The sequence below is a fragment of the Streptomyces sp. SID13666 genome, from assembly GCF_010548325.1.
Lineage (GTDB): Bacteria > Actinomycetota > Actinomycetes > Streptomycetales > Streptomycetaceae > Actinacidiphila > Actinacidiphila fildesensis.
The window spans coordinates 1-19,053 of record NZ_JAAGLX010000007.1 but is presented as its reverse complement, the minus strand read 5'-3'; the positions used below and the strand labels follow the sequence as shown (position 1 = coordinate 19,053).

Below are 19,053 nucleotides of genomic sequence, written 5' to 3'. Positions count from 1 at the left end.
AGCGGTGCGCGGTACGGCGTGCAGCGGTATCAGGCCCAGCCCCCAGCCACCCGCTGTCACGGCACTCTCGAGGGGCCCGGCCCGGTCGGGCTGCACGGCGAGCCGCAGCGCGGCCCACCACCACAGGACGCCCAGGCCCAGCGCGACGGTCCAGCGGACCGCCCTGCGGGACCACAGACTCCGGATGACCTGGAGCTGGAGCACGCGCATGGCCGCCTCCTTCGGAACCCCGAGGTTGCGGCGGAGAGCCCCGGGAGGCTCTCCGTACCAGGGTGCGATGCCCGGTTCCCAAGATCGCTAGCCCTCTGCCGCCGCCCCCGCCCGGACGTTCACCCGATGGGAGCAGCGTATCGCCACTGCCTGCGACGATACATCAACGTAACGTGACGAGCCGCCCATCGTAGACCGCCCAGGACCACGGGCACCAGGGCGTACGAGGCGCGCGGGGCGCGCAGCCCGGGGCACGCGGGGCGCAGGAGGCTCCTGGGGCGCCCCGAGCGGCCGCGCCGCCGGCCCCTAAGCACCCGACCGCCCCCGAGCGCCACGGGCGCCCGCCGAGCGCAGCGCCGGCGCTTCCCGCTACACGTTCTCCGCCTGGAACATCCAGTGGAACTTCTCCAGGTCCGCCGTGAGCCCGATGATGATGTCCTGCGTGACCGGGTCGGCGTCCCCCGTCGTCCCGATGCGCTCCCGCATCCGCTCGATCACCGAGTCGAGTGCCGCGATGAGGATGCCCACCGCCTGCGTGTCCTTGATCCAGCCGTCGGTGACCGTGTCGATCCCGCTGGTCTTCGAGACCGTGTCGGCCCGCCCGTCCGCCGTGACGCCGATCGCGGAGGCCCGCTCCGCCACCGTGTCGGCGTGCAGCCTGGCGGTGTCGACGACCTCGTCGAGCTGCAGATGGACCGAGCGGAAGCGCGGGCCCACCACGGTCCAGTGGACCTGCTTGGACACCAGCGCCAGATCCACGAGATCCACCAGAGCGCCCTGCAGCGCCTCACCGACGATCTTGCGGTGCTTCTCGGACAGCGGGCTCTTGACGACACTCATGCGGAATCCTCCTACTGGCGACGGGCCTGACAAATAGTCCGTTAAGCCCTGTTAACTCCGTATCGCCTACCCTGCCTCGTCCCGCTGTGCCTGGCAAAAGAGCGGGACCCCGGTCGGCAGTGCCGACCGGGGTCCCGGTGCAAGAACTTCTGGAGTGACGTAGGGCTCAGGCCGCAACCACGTCAACGGCCTCAGCGGGCGCCTTCGGCGCCTTGATGGTGACCCGCTCGGTCGTCACGGATGTGACGGAGGTCACCGCACCCAACAGTGGTCGCATCGGCGCCGCGGGAGTCTCGGACGCCGCCGACTGGGCCAGCTCCGCGAGCGACAGATCATCGCTGACCTCGCGCATCACCTCGGACATCGGGACGTCCAGCGCGTCGCAGATCGCGGAGAGCAGCTCGGAGGATGCCTCCTTCTGCCCTCGCTCCACTTCGGACAGATAGCCCAGGGACACCCGGGCGGAAGAGGAGACCTCACGCAGAGTGCGGCCCTGACGTTGGCGCTGCCGACGCAGCACGTCACCCAACAGGCGACGGAGCAGGATCATCGGTGGCTCCCTCCTCGGACCGCGAATCCGGATCCTTCTTGCCCCACCGTACCGCCTCGGGCACCGGCCGTGCGGGGAGCGATGACGTGTTCACTCAGGGCTGCAAACATCCCTTGCCCCCGTCTTCTTCCCTATCCTTCGCCCGCACCCCGGTCGTGAGGGACGGCACCCCTGTTGCGCGGGACGGCACCCCTGTTGTGAGGGACCGTTCCAGCAGAGCGAGTGCGGCGGTCACGCTGGCGGCACGGATCCCGGAGCGGCTGCCCTCCAGCCGCAGCAGGTCGACCGCCGAGCCTCCGGGACCGGCCACCGCCACGTACACCGTGCCGACCGGCTGCCCGTCCTGCGGATCCGGTCCCGCGACGCCGGTGGTGGCCACGCCCCAGTCGGCTTCCAGTCTGCTCCGCACGCCCTCGGCCATCTCGAGGGCCACCTGAGGGTCGACCGCTCCTCGATCGGCCAGCAGTGCGGCGTCCACGCCGAGCAGTACGTGCTTGAGTTCCGTCGCGTAGGCCGTCACCGAGCCGCGGAAGGTCCGGGAGGCTCCGGGGACGGACGTCAGCTCCGCGGCCAGCAGACCGCCGGTCAGCGACTCGGCGACCGCCAGGGTGAGGCCCCGGCCGTCGAGCAGTCGCAACACCTCGGCAGCTGTCATCCGTTCTGGTGACTCTGCCGCCGCGAGGAGGTCCGCTGTTCGCGCTCCGGATCCTGTCCGTGCTCCGGTTCCGCGTCCACCGTGGCCCGGAGATCAGACGCGGCCCGCAGGCCGGGTTCGGCCGGCGGTTCGGCCTGGGCGGCCGCGCGCTCGCGCTGCGCGGCGAGGCCGGCCCGGCGCAGTACGACGGCCTGCCGGATGTAGTCGAGCCCGGTGAGGACGGTCAGCACAACGGCCGCGGCCATCGCCCAGGCCCGCAGCGTCGCCAGCGGCCCGGTGAGAGCCAGGATGTACATGCCGACCGCGATGCCCTGGGTCAGCGTCTTGAGCTTGCCACCGCGGCTGGCCGGGATCACTCCGTGCCGGATCACCCAGAAGCGCATCAGCGTGATGCCGATCTCCCGGAAGAGGATCACTCCGGTCACCCACCACGGCAGGTCGCCCAGCGCGGACAGCCCGACGAGCGCGGCGCCCATGATCGCCTTGTCGGCGATGGGGTCGGCGATCTTGCCGAAGTCGGTGACCAGCCCGTAGCGCCGGGCCAGTTCCCCGTCGAAGAGGTCGGTGATCATCGCGATGGCGAACGCCGCCCAGGCGAACGAACGCCAGGCGGGGTCGTGGCCGCCGTCGTGGATCAGCAGCATGACGAAGCCGGGAACCAGCACCAGCCGCATCATCGTGAGCAGGTTGGCGATGTTCCAGAGCCCGGCCTGGCCGACCACAGGATCGCCCATGTGGTCCGGGGTGGCCGCGGCCGGCACGGGGACTCCGGTCATCTGCCCACCTCCTCCACAGAACAGTCGCCCCCGGTCAGGGGTTCCGCGATGAGGTCGACACCTTCGGTGTCGATCACCTTCGCGGTTACCATCATGCCCGGCTTCAGCCCCTCGCAGGAGGTCAGCGTGGTCGATCCGTCCGTTTCCGGCGCCTGGTGGTCGGCGCGGCCGACCGCCTCGCCGGTCTCCTCGTCGATGGATTCGACCAGCACCCGCACGGTGGAGCCGAGCCGCTCCAGGGCGCGCTGCGCGGTCAGCTCCTCGGCGAGACGCGACACGCGCGCCAGCCGCTGGGCGACGGTGTCCTCGTCGAGCTTGTCCCCGTAGCCGGCCGCTTCGGTGCCGTCCTCGTCCGAGTACCCGAAGACCCCGATGGCGTCGAGCCGCGCGGAGCTGAGGAAGCGTTCCAGCTCCTCCAGGTCCGCCTCGGTCTCGCCGGGGAAGCCGACGATGAAGTTGGAGCGGACGCCGGCCTCCGGGGCCTTGCCGCGGATGGTGCCGAGCAGTTCCAGGAAGCTCTCGGTGCTGCCGAAGCGGCGCATCGCGCGCAGCACGCCGGGCGCCGAGTGCTGGAACGAGAGGTCGAAGTACGGCATGACCTTGTCGGTCGAGGTCAGGGCGTCGATCAGGCCGGGGCGCATCTCGGCGGGCTGCAGGTAGCTGACCCGGATCCGCTCGATGCCCGGGACGGCCGCCAGCTCCGGCAGCAGCGTCTCCAGCAGCCGGATGTCGCCGAGGTCCTTGCCGTACGAGGTGTTGTTCTCGCTGACCAGCATGACCTCGCTGACGCCCTGGTCGGCGAGCCAGCGCGTCTCGCCGAGGACATCGGAGGGGCGGCGGGAGATGAACGAGCCACGGAAGGACGGGATGGCGCAGAACGAGCAGCGGCGGTCGCAGCCGGAGGCCAGCTTCACCGAGGCGACCGGGCTGTTGTCCAGGCGGCGGCGCAGCGGCGCGCGGGGCCCCGAGGCGGGGGCGACGCCCTCGGGGAGGTCGGCCGGCGCGGGGGCCGGGGCCTCCTGCGCGTGGCCGGGCAGCGCCACCGTGGCGCCCTGCCGCTCGGCGGGGCTGATCGGCAGCAGCTTGCGGCGGTCGCGCGGGGTGTGCGAGGCGTGCACGCCACCGGAGAGGATGGTCTGGAGGCGGTCGGAGATGTCCGTGTAGTCGTCGAAGCCGAGCACCGCGTCGGCCTCGGGCAGGGCCTCGGAGAGCTCCTTGCCGTACCGCTCGGCCATGCAGCCGACCGCGACGACCGCCTGGGTGCGGCCATGACCCTTGAGGTCATTGGCCTCCAGGAGGGCGTCCACGGAGTCCTTCTTGGCGGCGTCGACGAAGCCGCAGGTGTTGACCACGGCGACGTCGGCGTCCGCGGCGTCATCCACCAGCTGCCAGCCGTCCGCCGCCAGACGGCCGGCGAGCTCCTCGGAATCCACCTCATTGCGGGCGCAGCCGAGCGTGACAAGGGCGACGGTACGGGGTTCGGGCATAGGCTCAGCCTACTTTGTCCCAGCCGTCCCTCTGACGTTCACCCTCGTTCACCCGGCCTGGGGGTCTCCGGGGGTGAAGGTGAGCCGCACGACCTGGCCGTCCGTGCCCGCCGGACCGAGGTCCTTGCCGTTGACGAAGAGCTTGATCGCGCCCGCGTCGCCGATCACGAGTTTGATCTTCTTGCCGTCGGTGAAGGTCTTGGAGTCGCCCTTCTCCAGGGTGTCGGCGAAGAGCGGCTTGCCGGTGCTGTCCGTCACCTGGATCCAGCTCTTGCCGACGTCCGCGGTCAGCTTCACGGTCACCTTGCCCACCGGAGCGGCGGCGATCGCGCTGTCCGTCGGCTCGGGCTTGGGGTCGGCCGGCTTGGGACTGGGCTTGGCCGTGGTGGCGGTCACCGAGGGCTTCGCGGCGGCCGACGGCGTGTTGCCGCCGGATCCGTTGAACGCGGTGAAGCCCACGAACCCGACGACGGCGACGATCGCCGCGACCATCGCCGCGGTCCAGTTCGGACGGCGGCGGTCCGGGCGGATCCGCTCCGCCTCGTAGAGCGGCGCGACGGGGACCTGGGTGGTGGCGCCACCGTGCTCGTCCGCGTACTGCTGGACCAGCGGCTCGGGGTCGATCCCGACGGCGCGGGCGAGGTTGCGGATGTGACCGCGGGCATAGACGTCGCCACCGCAACGGGAGAAGTCGTCCTGTTCGATGGCGAGCACGATGGGGGCGCGCACCCGCGTCGTGGAGCTGACCTCGTCAATGGTCAGTCCGGCGGCGAGGCGGGCCTGGGCAAGGGCACGACCGACGGAGGGCCGGTCGTCGGAGGGCGGGTTGCCGAGGGACACGAGGAAGCCTTTCAGGCTGCAGCCACCTGCTGGAGATTCAGTCTAGGGGGGTAGCGAAAGAGTGGGGCAAGCGGACAGCCGGTCTTTGTCCGCCATCAGGATTGCCGGACCGTCTCTCACGGATCCGGCGCGCATGGACCTGACAGCCCGAGCGAGCCTGACAGTCGGCCATATGTCGTCCTCCTGCATCAACTTGACGCACGAACAGGAGAAACGGTTGCCCCGCATGCTCTTACGAGTGAGCATCACCGCGGATGACGGCCAGCACCCCATCCAGTTCGTCCGCTTTGACCATGACGTCCCGCGCCTTCGAACCTTCGCTCGGCCCGACGATTCCGCGCGATTCCATCAGATCCATGAGCCTGCCCGCCTTGGCGAATCCCACACGCAGCTTTCGCTGCAGCATCGAGGTCGAGCCGAACTGGGTGGAGACGACCAGCTCCGCCGCCTGGCACAACAGGTCCAGATCGTCGCCGATCTCCTCGTCGACCTCCCGCTTGGGCGCCGTGCCGACCGCCACGTCCGTCCGGTACGTCGGCGTCAGCTGCGCCTTGCAGTGCTCGACGATCTTGGCGATCTCCTCCTCGGTGACGAAGGCGCCCTGCATACGGGTCGGCTTGTTCGCGCCCATCGGGAGGAAGAGCCCGTCGCCCCTGCCGATCAGCTTCTCGGCGCCGTTCTGGTCCAGGATGACCCGGCTGTCGGCGAGCGAGGAGGTGGAGAAGGCCAGCCGCGACGGCACGTTCGCCTTGATCAGACCGGTGACGACGTCGACGCTGGGCCGCTGGGTGGCCAGCACCAGGTGGATCCCGGCGGCGCGGGCCAGCTGCGTGATGCGGACGATCGAGTCCTCCACATCGCGCGGCGCGACCATCATCAGGTCGGCCAGCTCGTCCACGATCACCAGCAGATACGGGTACGGCGACAGCTCGCGCTCGCTGCCCGGCAGCGGCTGGGTCTTGCCGGACCGCACCGCCGCGTTGAAGTCGTCGATGTGCCGGAAGCCGAAGGCCGCCAGGTCGTCGTAGCGCAGGTCCATCTCGCGGACCACCCACTGCAGGGCCTCGGCGGCCCGCTTCGGATTGGTGATGATCGGCGTGATCAGGTGCGGGATGCCCTCGTACGCGGTCAGCTCGACGCGCTTGGGGTCCACCAGCACCATCCGGACCTCGTCCGGGGTGGCGCGGCACATGATCGAGGTGATGAGGCCGTTGATGCAGGACGACTTTCCCGACCCGGTCGCGCCGGCGACCAGGATGTGCGGCATCTTGGCGAGGTTCGCCATGACGTACCCGCCCTCGACGTCCTTGCCGAGCGCCACCGTCATCGGGTGGTCCTCGCCGGCCGCCGCGGCGGACCGCAGTACGTCGCCGACGTTGACCATCTCGCGGTCGCTGTTCGGGATCTCGATGCCGACCGCCGACTTGCCGGGGATCGGGCTGATGATCCGGACGTCCGGGCTGGCGACGGAGTACGCGATGTTCTTGGCCAGCGCCGTGATCCGCTCGACCTTGACCGCCGAGCCCAGCTCGATCTCGTAGCGGGTGACCGTCGGGCCGCGGGTGAAGCCGGTGACCGTGGCGTCGACCTTGAACTCGGTGAAGACCTGCTGCAGCGAGGCGACCACCGCGTCGTTCGCCGCGCTGCGGGTACGGCCGGGCCCGCCGCGTTCCAGCAGGTCCAGCGAGGGCAGCGAGTAGGTGATGTCGCCGGACAGCTGGAGCTGCTCGGCGCGCGGCGGAAGCGGGTCCACCGGGTCGAGGGTCTTCTTGGTCAGGTCGGGGACGCCGGAGCCGGTCGACGGCTCGTCCTCGGCGCGGGCCGCGGGCACGCCCGATCCGCTGCCGGACCCCGTCTTGACGCTGTTGCTGAGACCGGCGAGCAGCGGTGACGGCTGCACGCCGTGCAGCACGGCGCCGTCCAGCGCCGCGGCCGCGGCGGCCGCCACGTCCACCGCGTCCATGCCGGAGGCGGCCGCGTAGTCCTGCTCGCCGGGCTCGGGCCTGCGCCGCGGGCGGCGGCGCGGCCGGGGCTCGTCGGCCGCCTCGTCACCGAACTCCCCCAGTGCCGCGAGTTCCTCCATGCCCTGGTCGTGCTTGGTGAAGCGCAGCGGGGACCTGCGGCGCGGGACGTCGTGCTCCTGCTCCTGATCGTCCTCGAACAGCTCCTCCATCGGAACGGCGTCCAGGTCGTCCAGATCCTCCGGGGCCTCGTACAGGCCGAGCTTGGTGCCGAGCAGCCGCAGCCGCTGCGGAATCGCGTTGACCGGGGTGGCCGTCACGACCAGCAGCCCGAAGACGGTGATGAGCAGCAGCAGCGGTACGGCGAGCGCCGAGCCGACGGTGTAGAGCAGCGGCGACGCGGCCGCCCAGCCGATCAGGCCGCCCGCGTCGCGCAGCGCCTCGGCTCCCGCGTCCCGGCTCGGCGAACCGCAGGCCAGGTGGACCAGGCCGAGGGCGCCGAGGACCAGGGTGGACAGCCCGATGACGATCCGCCCGTTGGCCTCGGGCTGCTCCGGGTGCCGCATCAGCCGGACCGCGACGACGCCGATCAGTATCGGCACCAGCAGATCGAGCCGGCCGAACGCGCCGGTGACGAGCATCTCCACGAGATCGCCGACCGGGCCGCGCAGATTGGACCAGGTGCCCGCGGCCACGACCAGCGTCAGACCGAGCAGCAGCAGCGCCACGCCGTCCTTGCGGTGCGCGGGGTCGAGGCCGCGTGCGCCGCGCCCTATGCCGCGGAACACCGCGCCGATGCCGTGGGCGACGCCGAGCCACAGGGCGCGCGTCATCCGGTACACGCCACCGGTGGGCGACGGGGCCGCTTTGGGAGCGGGCTTGGGAGCGGCCCCCTTCGCCGCACGGGGGGCCGCCGCCTTCTTGGCAGGTGGTTTCTTCGCTGCGGTCTTCTTCGCCGCGGTCTTCTTGGCCGCAGGCTTCGCCGGAGCTTTCTTGGCAGTGCCGCCGGGCGTACGTGAGGCCATGGTGCCGAGATTACCTCCGAAGACCCGGCTGGACACGCGTGCGTCGGATACCCCCGTCCGTGTCGCGCCTCGGGTGGGCCAAGGGTGACACAGCGTCAACGGCGGGGGTTCCGCTCAGTCCTGTGGGGGATACCTGACGCCGCCGTCGCCGGTGCCGGGCTCCAGAGCGTCCAACGCCCGCCGCAGACCGGTGAGCTTGCGCTCCAGATGCGCGGCGGTCGCCACCGCGGCCGCGTCCGCCGACTCGTCGAGCTGCTTCGACAGCGCCTCGGCCTGCTCCTCGACGGCGGCCAGCCGCGCGGACAGCTCGGCGAGCAGCCCGGCAGGCTCCTTCGCCCCGTTGACGCCCACCGAAGCGCCCTGCTCGAGCTGGAGGCGCAGCAGCGCCGCCTGCTCCCGCAGCTGGCAGTTCTTCATGTAGAGCTCGACGAAGACCGACACCTTGGCGCGCAGCACCCACGGGTCGAAGGGTTTGGAGATGTAGTCGACCGCACCGGCCGCGTAACCGCGGAAGGTGTGGTGCGGGCCGTGGTTGATCGCCGTCAGGAAGATGATCGGGATGTCACGGGTCCGCTCGCGCCGCTTGATGTGGGCGGCGGTCTCGAACCCGTCCATGCCCGGCATCTGCACATCGAGCAGGATCACCGCGAAATCGTCCGTGAGCAGCGCCTTCAGCGCCTCTTCCCCGGATGCCGCCCGTACCAGCGTCTGATCGAGCGCCGAGAGGATCGCCTCCAGCGCCAGCAGATTCTCCGGCCGGTCGTCGACAAGAAGGATCTTGGCCTTCTGCACCATGGCCCGCCCTCCTCGTCCCGGCACCACGCTGGTGGCCGCCCCCGGGGACGACTCCCTTGCGCCGCCCGTCCTTGTGCCGGTCATGGTAGCCGCACCTGCCGTTCGCCACACCCTGTCACCGCCATGTCACTGTGCACGAAGCAGAAACGCTAGCGGAGACCAGAAGGTTCCCTGAATCCCGCCCCCTCACACCTGAAGGGACACACCCCGTCAACAGTCCACCTTTCAACGGGGTGTTCCACGGGCGTTCATCCACTGCTCCATGAGTGCCAGCAGGTGATCGGTGTCGACCGGCTTGGTGACATAGTCCGACGCTCCGGACTCGATGCTCTTCTCCCGGTCACCCTTCATCGCCTTCGCCGTCAGCGCCAGGATCGGCAGTCCGGCGAACTGCGGCATCCTGCGGATCGCCGTCGTCGTCGCATAACCGTCCATCTCCGGCATCATGATGTCCATCAGGACGATCGCGACATCGTCGTGCTGCTCCAGGACCTCGATCCCCTCGCGGCCGTTCTCCGCGTAGAGCACCGTCAGCCCGTGCTGTTCCAGCACGCTGGTCAGCGCGAAGACATTGCGGATGTCGTCGTCGACGATGAGCACCTTCTCGCCGTTGAACCCGCCCGCGAAGCGCGCGTACCCGTCGGAGTGCGTGCCGTCCACCCAGGACTCCTCCGCGGGCAGCGCCGTGGGCTGTCCCGGGAGCGACTGCAGCTGCGGGGGCGCCGAGCGGCGGCGCAGCCGGGACAGGCTGCTGCCCGCGAGACGGTTGCGGGCGGGCGTGTGGTGCTCCGACTCGCTGATCACCTCGCCCCCGGGCAGCTGCGGGTAGCCGTGCGGCGGCAGTTCACTGCTGCTGAGCGGCAGGTACAGGGTGAAGGTCGAGCCGCGGCCGGGCTGGCTGTCGGCGTGGATCTCGCCGCCCAGCAGCCGGGCGATCTCCCGGCTGATCGACAGGCCCAGGCCGGTGCCGCCGTACTTGCGGCTGGTGGTGCCGTCGGCCTGCTTGAACGCCTCGAAGATCACCCGCATCTTGCTCGCCGCGATCCCGATCCCGGTGTCGGTGACGGAGAACGCGATCAGCGGCTGGTCCGCGTCGCGCAGCGCCCCGGACTCCAGCAGCTGCTCACGGATCGACTGCGGGACCTCGGGACCCGCCGGCCGGATGACCAGTTCGACGGAGCCGCTGTCGGTGAACTTCACCGCGTTGGAGAGCAGGTTGCGCAGCACCTGCAGCAGCCGCTGCTCGTCCGTGTGCAGGGTGACCGGGAGCTCCGGCGAGACCCGGACCGAGAAGTCCAGGCCCTTCTCCGCCGTCAGCGGACGGAACGTCGCCTCGACGTAGTCGACGAGCTGCACCAGGGCGATACGGGTCGGACTGACGTCCATCTTGCCCGCCTCGACCTTCGACAGGTCGAGGATGTCATTGATGAGCTGCAGCAGGTCCGAGCCCGCGCCGTGGATCGTCTCGGAGAACTCGACCTGCTTGGACGACAGGTTCCCGTCGGCGTTGTCGGCGAGCAGCTTGGCCAGGATCAGCAGCGAGTTGAGCGGGGTGCGCAGCTCGTGCGACATGTTGGCCAGGAACTCGGACTTGTAGCGCATCGAGACCGCGAGCTGCTCGGCGCGCTCCTCCAGGACCTGCCGGGCCTCCTCGATCTCGGTGTTCTTCACCTCGATGTCGCGGTTCTGCCGGGCCAGCAGCTCGGCCTTCTCCTCCAGCTCGGCGTTGGACAGCTGCAGCGCCTTCTGCCGGTTCTCCAGCTCGCCCGAACGCTCCTTGAGCTGCTCGGTCAGCTCCTGGGACTGCTCCAGCAGCCCCTCGGTCTTGGTGTTGACGCTGATCGTGTTCACGCTGATCGCGATGATGTCGGTGATCTGGCTGAGGAAGTCCTTCTGGATCTGGGTGAACGGCTGGAACGCGGCCAGTTCGATCACACCCAGGATCCGGTCCTCGAACAGCACCGGAAGGACGATGACATGCGCCGGGGGCGCCTCACCGAGCCCCGAAACGATCTTCAGGTACCCCGGCGGCACGTTCTCCACCAGGATCGACCGCTTCTCGATCGCGGCCTGCCCGATCAGCGCCTCACCGGGCAGGAACGTGGTGGGCATCGAGCGCTTGGAGAAGCCGTACGACCCGACGAGCCGCAGCTCGTACGCGTCCTCGTCCTCCCCCGCGCCGATCTCGCTGCCGTCACCGATCTCCTCGGCGAGGAAGAACGCGCCGTGCTGCGCGGAGACCACCGGGGTCAGCTCGCTCATGATCAGCGCGGCCACGTCGCCCAGCTCCCGGCGGCCCTGCATCAGACCGGAGATACGGGCCAGGTTGCCCTTGAGCCAGTCCTGCTCCTTGTTGGCGAGCGTGGTCTCCCGGAGGCGCACGATCATCGTGTTGATGTAGTCCTGGAGCTCCAGGATCTCGCCGGCCGCGTCCACGTCGATCCGGAGATTGAGGTCGCCGCGGGTCACCGCGGTGGCCACCTGCGCGATGTTGCGGACCTGGCTGGTCAGGTTGTTGGCCATCAGGTTCACCGATTCGGTGAGGTCCTTCCAGATGCCGGACACGTCCGGAACCCGGGCCTGGCCGCCCAGCCGGCCCTCGGTACCCACCTCGCGCGCCACCCGGGTGACCTCGTCACCGAAGGCGGACAGCTGGCCGACCATCGTGTTGATGGTCGTCTTCAGCTCCAGGATCTCGCCGCGGGCGTCCACGTCGATCTTCTTGGACAGGTCGCCGCGGGCGACCGCGGTGGTCACCATGGCGATGTTGCGGACCTGGCCGGTGAGGTTGGACGCCATGCCGTTCACCGATTCGGTGAGGTCCTTCCACGTGCCGGCGACGCCGGGAACGCGGGCCTGGCCGCCGAGGATGCCCTCGGTGCCGACCTCGCGGGCGACGCGGGTGACCTCGTCACCGAACGCCGACAGCGTGTCGACCATCGTGTTGATCGTTTCTGCAAGCTGGGCGACCTCGCCGCGCGCCTCGACGGTGATCTTCTTGGTGAGATCGCCGTTGGCGACCGCGGTGGCGACCGCGGCGATCGAACGCACCTGATTGGTCAGGTTGTTGGCCATCAGGTTGACGTTGTCGGTCAGGTCCTTCCAGATGCCCGACACGTCGCGCACCCGGGCCCGGCCGCCCAACTGGCCCTCGGTACCCACCTCACGGGCGACGCGGGTGACCTCGTCACCGAACGCCGACAGCGTGTCCACCATCGTGTTGACGGTGGTGACCAGGGCGAGGATCTCGCCCTTGGCGTCGACGGTGATCTTCTTCGACAGATCGCCGCTGGCGACCGCCGTGGTGACCTCGGCGATGTTGCGGACCTGGCTCGTCAGGTTGTTGGCCATGAAGTTGACGGACTGCGTGAGGTCCTTCCACGTGCCGCTCACTCCCTTGACCTCGGCCTGGCCGCCCAGGATCCCCTCGGTACCCACCTCGCGGGCCACCCGGGTCACCTGCTCGGCGAAGGACGACAGCTGGTCGACCATCGTGTTCAGGGTGTTCTTCAGCTCGAGGATCTCGCCCCGTGCGTCCACGTCGATCTTCTGCGACAGGTCACCGCGCGCCACCGCCGTCGCGACCTGCGCGATGTTGCGGACCTGGGCGGTCAGGTTCCCCGCCATGCCGTTCACCGAATCGGTCAGATCGCGCCACACACCCGCGACGCCGGGCACCTGCGCCTGGCCGCCGAGCCGGCCCTCGGTACCCACGTCGCGGGCGACGCGGGTCACCTGGTCGGCGAACGAGGACAGCTGGTCGACCATCGTGTTGATGGTGTTCTTCAGCTCGAGGATCTCGCCCCGGGCGTCCACGTCGATCTTCTGCGACAGGTCACCCCGCGCCACCGCCGTCGTCACCTGGGCGATCTGCCGCACCTGGGACGTCAGGTTGCCCGCCATGAAGTTGACGGAGTCCGTCAGGTCCTTCCAGGTGCCGGCGACGCCGTCCACCCGCGCTTGGCCGCCGAGCCGGCCCTCCGTGCCCACGTCCCGCGCCATCCGGGTCACCTGGGCCGCGAAGGACGACAGCTGGTCGACCATGCGGTTCACGGTGTTCTTGAGCTCCAGCATCTCGCCGGAGACATCCACCGTGACCTTCTGCGACAGGTCGCCGTTGGCGACCGCCGTCGTCACCTGCGCGATGTTGCGGACCTGGCCCGTCAGGTTGCGGAAGGCGGTGTTCACCGAGTCGGTGAGGTCCTTCCACGTCCCCGCCGCGCCCGGCACCTGCGCCTGACCGCCCAGCTCACCCTCGACGCCGACCTCACGCGCCACCCGTGTCACTTCCGCGCCGAAGGAGGACAGCTGGTCCACCATCGGGTTCACGGTGTTCTTGAGCTCCAGCATCTCGCCCGAGACGTCCACCGTGACCTTCTGCGACAGGTCGCCGTTGGCGACCGCCGTCGTCACCTGCGCGATGTCCCGCACCTGTGCGGTGAGGTTGCGGAAGGCGGTGTTCACCGAGTCCGTGAGGTCCTTCCACGTCCCCGCCGCCCCCGGCACCTGCGCCTGACCGCCCAGCAGCCCCTCGGCGCCCACCTCGCCCGCCACGCGGGTCACCTCGTCGGCGAACGTCCGCAGCGTCTCGGTCATCGCGTTGATCGTCTCGGCGAGCTGCGCCACCTCGCCGCGCGCCCCGATGGTGATCTTCTGCGACAGGTCGCCGTTGGCGACCGCCGCCGTCACCTGTGCGATGTCCCGCACCTGGGCCGTCAGGTTCCCGGCCATGAGGTTGACGGAGTCCGTCAGGTCCTTCCACACCCCGGCGACGTCCGGCACCTGCGCCTGACCGCCGAGCTCACCTTCAGTACCGACCTCACGGGCGACTCGCGTCACCTCGGAGGCGAACGACGACAGCTGGTCGACCATCGTGTTGACGGTGTTCTTCAGTTCCAGCATCTCGCCGGCCACGTGAACCGTGACCTTCCGGGACAGATCGCCCTTGGCGACCGCCGTCGTCACGAGAGCGATGTCACGTACCTGGGCGGTGAGCCGGGACGCCATCGTGTTGACGGAATCCGTCAGGTCCTTCCACGAACCGGACATACCGCGCACCTTGGCCTGGCCGCCGAGCTTGCCCTCGGTGCCGACCTCGCTGGCGACGCGGGTCACCTCGTCGGTGAACGCGGACAACTGGTCCACCAGGCCGTTGACCGTCCGGCCGACCTTGAGGAACTCACCGCGCAGCGGATGCGCGGAACCGTCCGCGCCCTGCGACCGCAGGTCCATCCGCTGTTCCAGATCGCCCTCCGCGACCGCCGACAGCACCCTTCCCACCTCGGAGACCGGCCGGACGAGATCGTCGACCAGCGCGTTGGACGCGTCGATCGCCGCCGCCCACGAGCCCTCGCAGGCACCGGTCTCCAGCCGCTCCGTGAGCTTTCCCTCACGGCCGACCACCCGGCGCACCCGCGCCAGCTCACCCGTCAGATGCTGATTGCGGTCGGCGACCTCGTTGAAGACGGCGGAGATCTCCGCCATCAGCCCGTCTCCCGACACCGTCAACCGCTTGCGGAAGTTGCCGTCCCTCATGGACGCCAACGCCGCCAGAAGTCTGTACAAGGCAGCCGAATCCACCTCGATGGTCCCGTTGGCGCGGGATCGCGCGTTCTTTGCACGCGAAACTGCACCGCGCGTCGATGCGCTGGACTCCACCGTGTCCCTCCCGGAGGGTCGACCAAACTGCTCGTGAACTGCCTCTTAGACATGCCCAGTGTTTCACCATGCCTGCGCATGGCCATAACAGTTCGGCAGCTTCGCATATGACCTGTCGCACGATCGGGGCAGAAACACCCGGAACCAGCGCACACGCCATCAGCAGAGGTAAGTAACCTGGCATCCGGTTGCCCGCCACAGACCGGGCCTACACCTCACGGGGGCCGCCGGTGACGGCGCAGGGAATCGAGAGCGAGACCGACGACAGCGTCCTGGGGCGCACAAGGAGTTCTGTGATCACGGCGCGGGCAGCGGCCACCTTCCAGCCGGTGGGGCGATCGGTCGCCATCGCGCGCGCCTTCGTCCGCGACACTCTGCAGGGCTGGGGCTTCTCCGACATCGTCGATGACGCTGTCGTTCTGACCAGCGAACTCGTCACCAATGCCGTGGTCCACGCCGGCACCTCCGCTGACGTACAGTGCCTGCGCTACGACACAGCGGTACGGGTGGAGGTCGCCGACCGGTACCCCGAGCGTGAGGTTCCCCTCCAGGACGCCGGACTCCAGATCCGCAACCCGGACAGTGAGGGCGGCCGCGGCCTCGTCCTGTGCTCCGCCCTCGCCAGCCGCTGGGGCGTCGAGTACACCCCCGCCGCCAAGCACGTCTGGTTCCAGCTCGACCTGCCGGAGCGCTCCGCGGGCACCCGCGCCGCGAGCCCCGCCCTGCCGACCGCCGCCCTGCCGCTGACCGACGAGCGGGTCCGGGTCGCCGTGATCCAGGTCGACCGGCACGCCGTCGTCACGCGCTGGAACGACGACGCCACGGATCTGTTCGGCCACACCTCCGAGCGGATGATCGGAAAGCCCCTCACCGAACTCACCGCCTGGCCGCAGACCCCCGGCACCGGCATCGGCCTCGCCGAGGCGCTGCTCCTCTCCCGCTGGGAGGGCACCTACGGGATACGGGGCGCCGACGGCCGCGTACAGCCCGTGTACGGCTCCCATCTGCGGGTCCGCGACACCACCGGTGAGCCCTCCACCGTCTGCCTGCTGGTCCGCGCCGACGAGCGGGCCGTCCTGCAGAGCCCCGCGCGCGGCCCCGTCAACTCGGACTCCGCGTCCGGCGACCGCGGAAAGGCCGCGGACGCCTTCGAGGTGTTCATCGGCTCCCCGGCGCCAGACGACCTCGACGGGCTGCTGCAGCGCACCGTGGAGCGCGCCCGCGACATGCTCGACGGCGACGCCGCGTACCTGCTGCTCGCCACCGACGACGAGACGGAGCTGGAGGTACGCGCCTCCACCGGCCTGCCCTCCGCCCGGCAGCGCTTCGCCCGCGTCCCCGTCGAGGCCGGCACCGGCCGCTACGGCAGCGCCAGGATGCCCGCCGTCCACGAGGACCTCAACGCCGTCCCCGGCGCCGTCCCACTGCTCGCCGGCACCGGTATGCGCTCCATCGTCACCGTGCCGCTGAAGGTCGAGGGCCGCCTCACCGGCTCCCTGGGCGTCGCCGCCGAGGCACCGGGCCGCTACTCCAACGAGGAGGCGCTGCGGCTGCAGTTCGCCGCGGACCGCATCGCGCTGGCCGTCGAGAGCGCCCGCCTCACCGAGCTGGAACGGCTGCGCCGCGGCTCGCTGTCCTTCCTCGTCGAGGCCTCCGACCTGCTCGCGGGCACCCTGGAACGCGACCAGACGCTGGCCCTCATGGCCCAGATGACCGTGCCCACCCTGGCCAGTTGGTGCGCCGTTTACACCATCGCCGAACAGTCGGAACCCGAACTCGCCTTCGTGCTGCACGAGGACGAGGACCGGATCGACGGCATCAAGGCCCTGCTGTCGAAGCTCAACCCGCCCGCGCCGGAGCCCACGCCCGGCGCGCGCATCTGGACCGCGCCCTCCGACGCCGCCCACTCCACCGCACTGCGCGCCTCCTTGCGCAGCCTCGGCCTCGGCGAGGCCGGCCGCCCGGCGACCGGACCCGGCACCGCCCTGGCGACCGCCGCCGCGGTCGGCGGCGAGACCGTCGTCCTGCCGCTCGTCGCCCGTAACCGCGTCATCGGCATGCTCACCCTCGGCAAGCCCGCCGACGAACGCTTCCGCCAGGAGATCCTCGAACTCGCCGAGGACCTCTCCCGCCGCGCCGCCCTCGCCCTGGACAACGCCCGGCTGTACAGCGAGCGCACGGCCATCAGCCAGGCCCTCCAGCGCAGCCTGCTGCCGCCGGGCCTGCCGCCCATCCCCGGCGTCGAGGTCGAGGTCATCTACCGGGCGGCCGGCGAAGGCAACGAGGTCGGCGGCGACTTCTACGACCTGTTCCCGATCCGCGACGGCTGCTGGGGCTTCGCCATCGGCGACGTCTGCGGCACCGGCCCCGAGGCCGCGGCCGTCACCGGCCTGGCCCGGCACGCGATCCGGCTCCTCGCCCGCGAGGGCTTCGGCGGGCCGGCCGTCCTGGAGCGGCTCAACGCCGCCATCCTGGACGAAGGCGCCCGCAGCCGCTTCCTGACCCTGCTCTACGGGGAGTTGTGGCCGCAGCCCGACGGCAGCGCCATCCTCAAGGTCGTCTGCGCCGGCCACCCGCTGCCGCTGCGGCTGCGTCCGGACGGCACCGTGGAGTCCGCCGCCGACCCGCAGCCGCTCCTCGGCGTCCTGGAGGACCTGGAGCTCGTCGAACAGACCATCACCCTGGACCCGGGCGACGTCATGCTCTGCGTCACCGACGGCGTGACCGAACGCCGCGAGGGCACCCGCATGCTCGGTGACGACGGCCTCGCCGACGTTCTCGCCACCTGCACCGGCCTCACCGCCGGCGCCGTCGCCGCCCGTATCCAGCGCGCGGTGGAACGCTTCGCCTCCGACGCGCCCTCCGACGACATGGCCATCCTCGCGATGCGCGTCCCCGCCCTGCCCGACAACTGACGGCACGGCAGGAACCCGCGGTGCCCCGGGCGCCGGGGGCCCGGACAACGAAAAGACCCCCCGCCGTCAGGCGGGGGGTCTTTCTGTACTGGGGCCCCCATGCGGAATCGAACCGCAGACCTTCTCCTTACCATGGAGACGCTCTACCGACTGAGCTATAGGGGCTCGGTGTCGACATGGAAAATCTTAACCCATGAAGTGCCGTGCTCGGTAACCCGCCCCGAACCGCCGCCGGACCGGATCAGAGCAGGCCACCGAGGGCGTTGCAGGCGTCGGCGATATGCGTCAACTCCCGCTGGGTGAGACCCGAGTGCACCGGCAGCGACAGCGCCTGCGCCGCGGCCCGCTCGGTCTCCGGCAGCACCTCACGGGACCGGTGCGCCGCGAGCCGGTGCACGGGCGTCGGGACGCTCACGGTCGCCCGTACGCCGCGCCTCGACAGCGCCCTGGCGAAGGCGTCCCGGTCGGGCCGGCCGTTGCCCGGGATCCGCACTGTGTAGTGGTGGTAGACGTGGTGCGCGCCCGGCTCGACGTACGGCACGATGACGCCGGTCAGCGCCGAGTCCAGGAAGCGGGCGTGCGCGCGGCGGCGGGCGATCTCCCCCACGTCCCCCGCCGGCTCCTCCTCCTCGACCAGCGCGATCCCCTGCCGCGCCGCCAGTTCCCCCAGCTCCCGCATCGGGGCCGGGTGGCCGAAGAGGTGCACCGCTATGACGGCCGACGTCCTGGGGGTCAGTGCGGCCTCCACGGAGGCGGGGTCGAGGCAGTACGTCCGCGGGTCGATATCGGCGAACACCGGTGTCGCGCCCACCATCACCACGGCCGCCGCGGACGACTCGGGCGCGAAGGACGGCACGATCACCTCGTCGCCCACACCGATACCGAGAGCTTGCAGGGGCTGTCTGTCCATCATCAGCTGACGCACGTCCCTACCTCCACATGTCGAGGTGCCAAGGTTCCCGCCGGCACATGAACATGGGGTGACGGACAACAAAAAAGCCCCAACCCCCGAGCCGAAGCTCGGGGGTTGGGGCTGAATGATTGTTCGGCGGCGTCCTACTCTCCCACAGGGTCCCCCCTGCAGTACCATCGGCGCTGAAAGGCTTAGCTTCCGGGTTCGGAATGTAACCGGGCGTTTCCCTAACGCTATGACCACCGAAACACTATGAAGTTAACCAACCGGGTGTTATCACGGTTCGTTACTTCAGAACTACACAGTGGACGCGAAGCAAAAATAGTTAGACAAGCCCTCGGCCTATTAGTACCAGTCAGCTCCACCCGTTACCGGGCTTCCACATCTGGCCTATCAACCCAGTCGTCTACTGGGAGCCTTAACCCCTC

General features: G+C 70.0%; 11 protein-coding genes, 1 tRNA gene, 2 rRNA genes and 1 pseudogene. 1 reads left to right on the top strand and 14 read right to left on the bottom strand.

Annotation, left to right across the window (positions count from 1 at the left end; all coding sequences use genetic code 11):
* Positions 1-6: 6 nt before the first annotated feature.
* The 10 genes and pseudogenes from G3I60_RS45365 to G3I60_RS12815 form a co-directional block, all read right to left on the bottom strand.
* Positions 7-210, bottom strand: a pseudogene (locus G3I60_RS45365) (hypothetical protein); the annotation flags it as partial.
* 369 nt (positions 211-579) lie between these two features.
* Positions 580-1,050, bottom strand: a complete 471-nt coding sequence (locus G3I60_RS12855) for a Dps family protein (RefSeq protein ID WP_164293564.1) — start codon at positions 1,048-1,050, stop codon at positions 580-582.
* Positions 1,051-1,216: 166 nt separating this feature from the next.
* Positions 1,217-1,600 (bottom strand): helix-turn-helix domain-containing protein, encoded by a 384-nt coding sequence (locus tag G3I60_RS12850; protein ID WP_138358948.1) that lies wholly within the window; start codon positions 1,598-1,600, stop codon positions 1,217-1,219.
* Between the two features lie 94 nt (positions 1,601-1,694).
* Complete coding sequence (locus G3I60_RS12845; protein WP_164293563.1) at positions 1,695-2,255, bottom strand: CinA family protein; 561 nt, start codon at positions 2,253-2,255, stop codon at positions 1,695-1,697.
* Positions 2,252-2,989, bottom strand: coding sequence for a CDP-diacylglycerol--glycerol-3-phosphate 3-phosphatidyltransferase (gene pgsA, locus G3I60_RS12840; RefSeq protein ID WP_239069791.1), 738 nt, complete (start codon positions 2,987-2,989; stop codon positions 2,252-2,254). Before pgsA ends, G3I60_RS12845 begins: the two co-directional genes overlap by 4 nt.
* Positions 2,990-3,027: 38 nt before the next feature.
* Positions 3,028-4,518, bottom strand: a complete 1,491-nt coding sequence (gene rimO, locus G3I60_RS12835; RefSeq protein ID WP_164293561.1) for a 30S ribosomal protein S12 methylthiotransferase RimO — start codon at positions 4,516-4,518, stop codon at positions 3,028-3,030.
* 48 nt (positions 4,519-4,566) lie between these two features.
* Positions 4,567-5,358 carry a helix-turn-helix domain-containing protein gene (locus G3I60_RS12830; RefSeq protein ID WP_138358940.1) on the bottom strand — a complete coding sequence of 264 codons (792 nt, stop codon included), beginning with the start codon at positions 5,356-5,358 and terminating at the stop codon, positions 4,567-4,569.
* 232 nt (positions 5,359-5,590) lie between these two features.
* Positions 5,591-8,344, bottom strand: a complete 2,754-nt coding sequence (locus tag G3I60_RS12825; RefSeq protein ID WP_164607144.1) for a DNA translocase FtsK — start codon at positions 8,342-8,344, stop codon at positions 5,591-5,593.
* 114 nt (positions 8,345-8,458) lie between these two features.
* Positions 8,459-9,139 carry a two-component system response regulator gene (locus G3I60_RS12820; RefSeq protein WP_138358936.1) on the bottom strand — a complete coding sequence of 227 codons (681 nt, stop codon included), beginning with the start codon at positions 9,137-9,139 and terminating at the stop codon, positions 8,459-8,461.
* Positions 9,140-9,364: 225 nt separating this feature from the next.
* Positions 9,365-14,797 carry a HAMP domain-containing protein gene (locus G3I60_RS12815; protein WP_343241940.1) on the bottom strand — a complete coding sequence of 1,811 codons (5,433 nt, stop codon included), beginning with the start codon at positions 14,795-14,797 and terminating at the stop codon, positions 9,365-9,367.
* A 293-nt stretch (positions 14,798-15,090) separates the two neighbouring features.
* On the opposite strand from G3I60_RS12815, the gene G3I60_RS12810 reads away from it, so the two are divergent.
* Positions 15,091-17,712 carry a SpoIIE family protein phosphatase gene (locus G3I60_RS12810; RefSeq protein ID WP_138358954.1) on the top strand — a complete coding sequence of 874 codons (2,622 nt, stop codon included), beginning with the start codon at positions 15,091-15,093 and terminating at the stop codon, positions 17,710-17,712.
* Positions 17,713-17,801: 89 nt separating this feature from the next.
* Here the strand turns inward: G3I60_RS12810 and G3I60_RS12805 are convergent.
* The 4 genes from G3I60_RS12805 to G3I60_RS12790 all read right to left on the bottom strand — a co-directional run.
* A tRNA-Thr gene (locus tag G3I60_RS12805) sits at positions 17,802-17,877 on the bottom strand.
* 76 nt (positions 17,878-17,953) lie between these two features.
* Positions 17,954-18,625 carry a DegT/DnrJ/EryC1/StrS aminotransferase family protein gene (locus G3I60_RS12800; protein ID WP_138358952.1) on the bottom strand — a complete coding sequence of 224 codons (672 nt, stop codon included), beginning with the start codon at positions 18,623-18,625 and terminating at the stop codon, positions 17,954-17,956.
* A gap of 130 nt (positions 18,626-18,755) precedes the next feature.
* Positions 18,756-18,872 (bottom strand): 5S ribosomal RNA (gene rrf / locus G3I60_RS12795).
* A 78-nt stretch (positions 18,873-18,950) separates the two neighbouring features.
* Positions 18,951-19,053, bottom strand: a 23S ribosomal RNA gene (locus tag G3I60_RS12790); the annotation flags it as partial.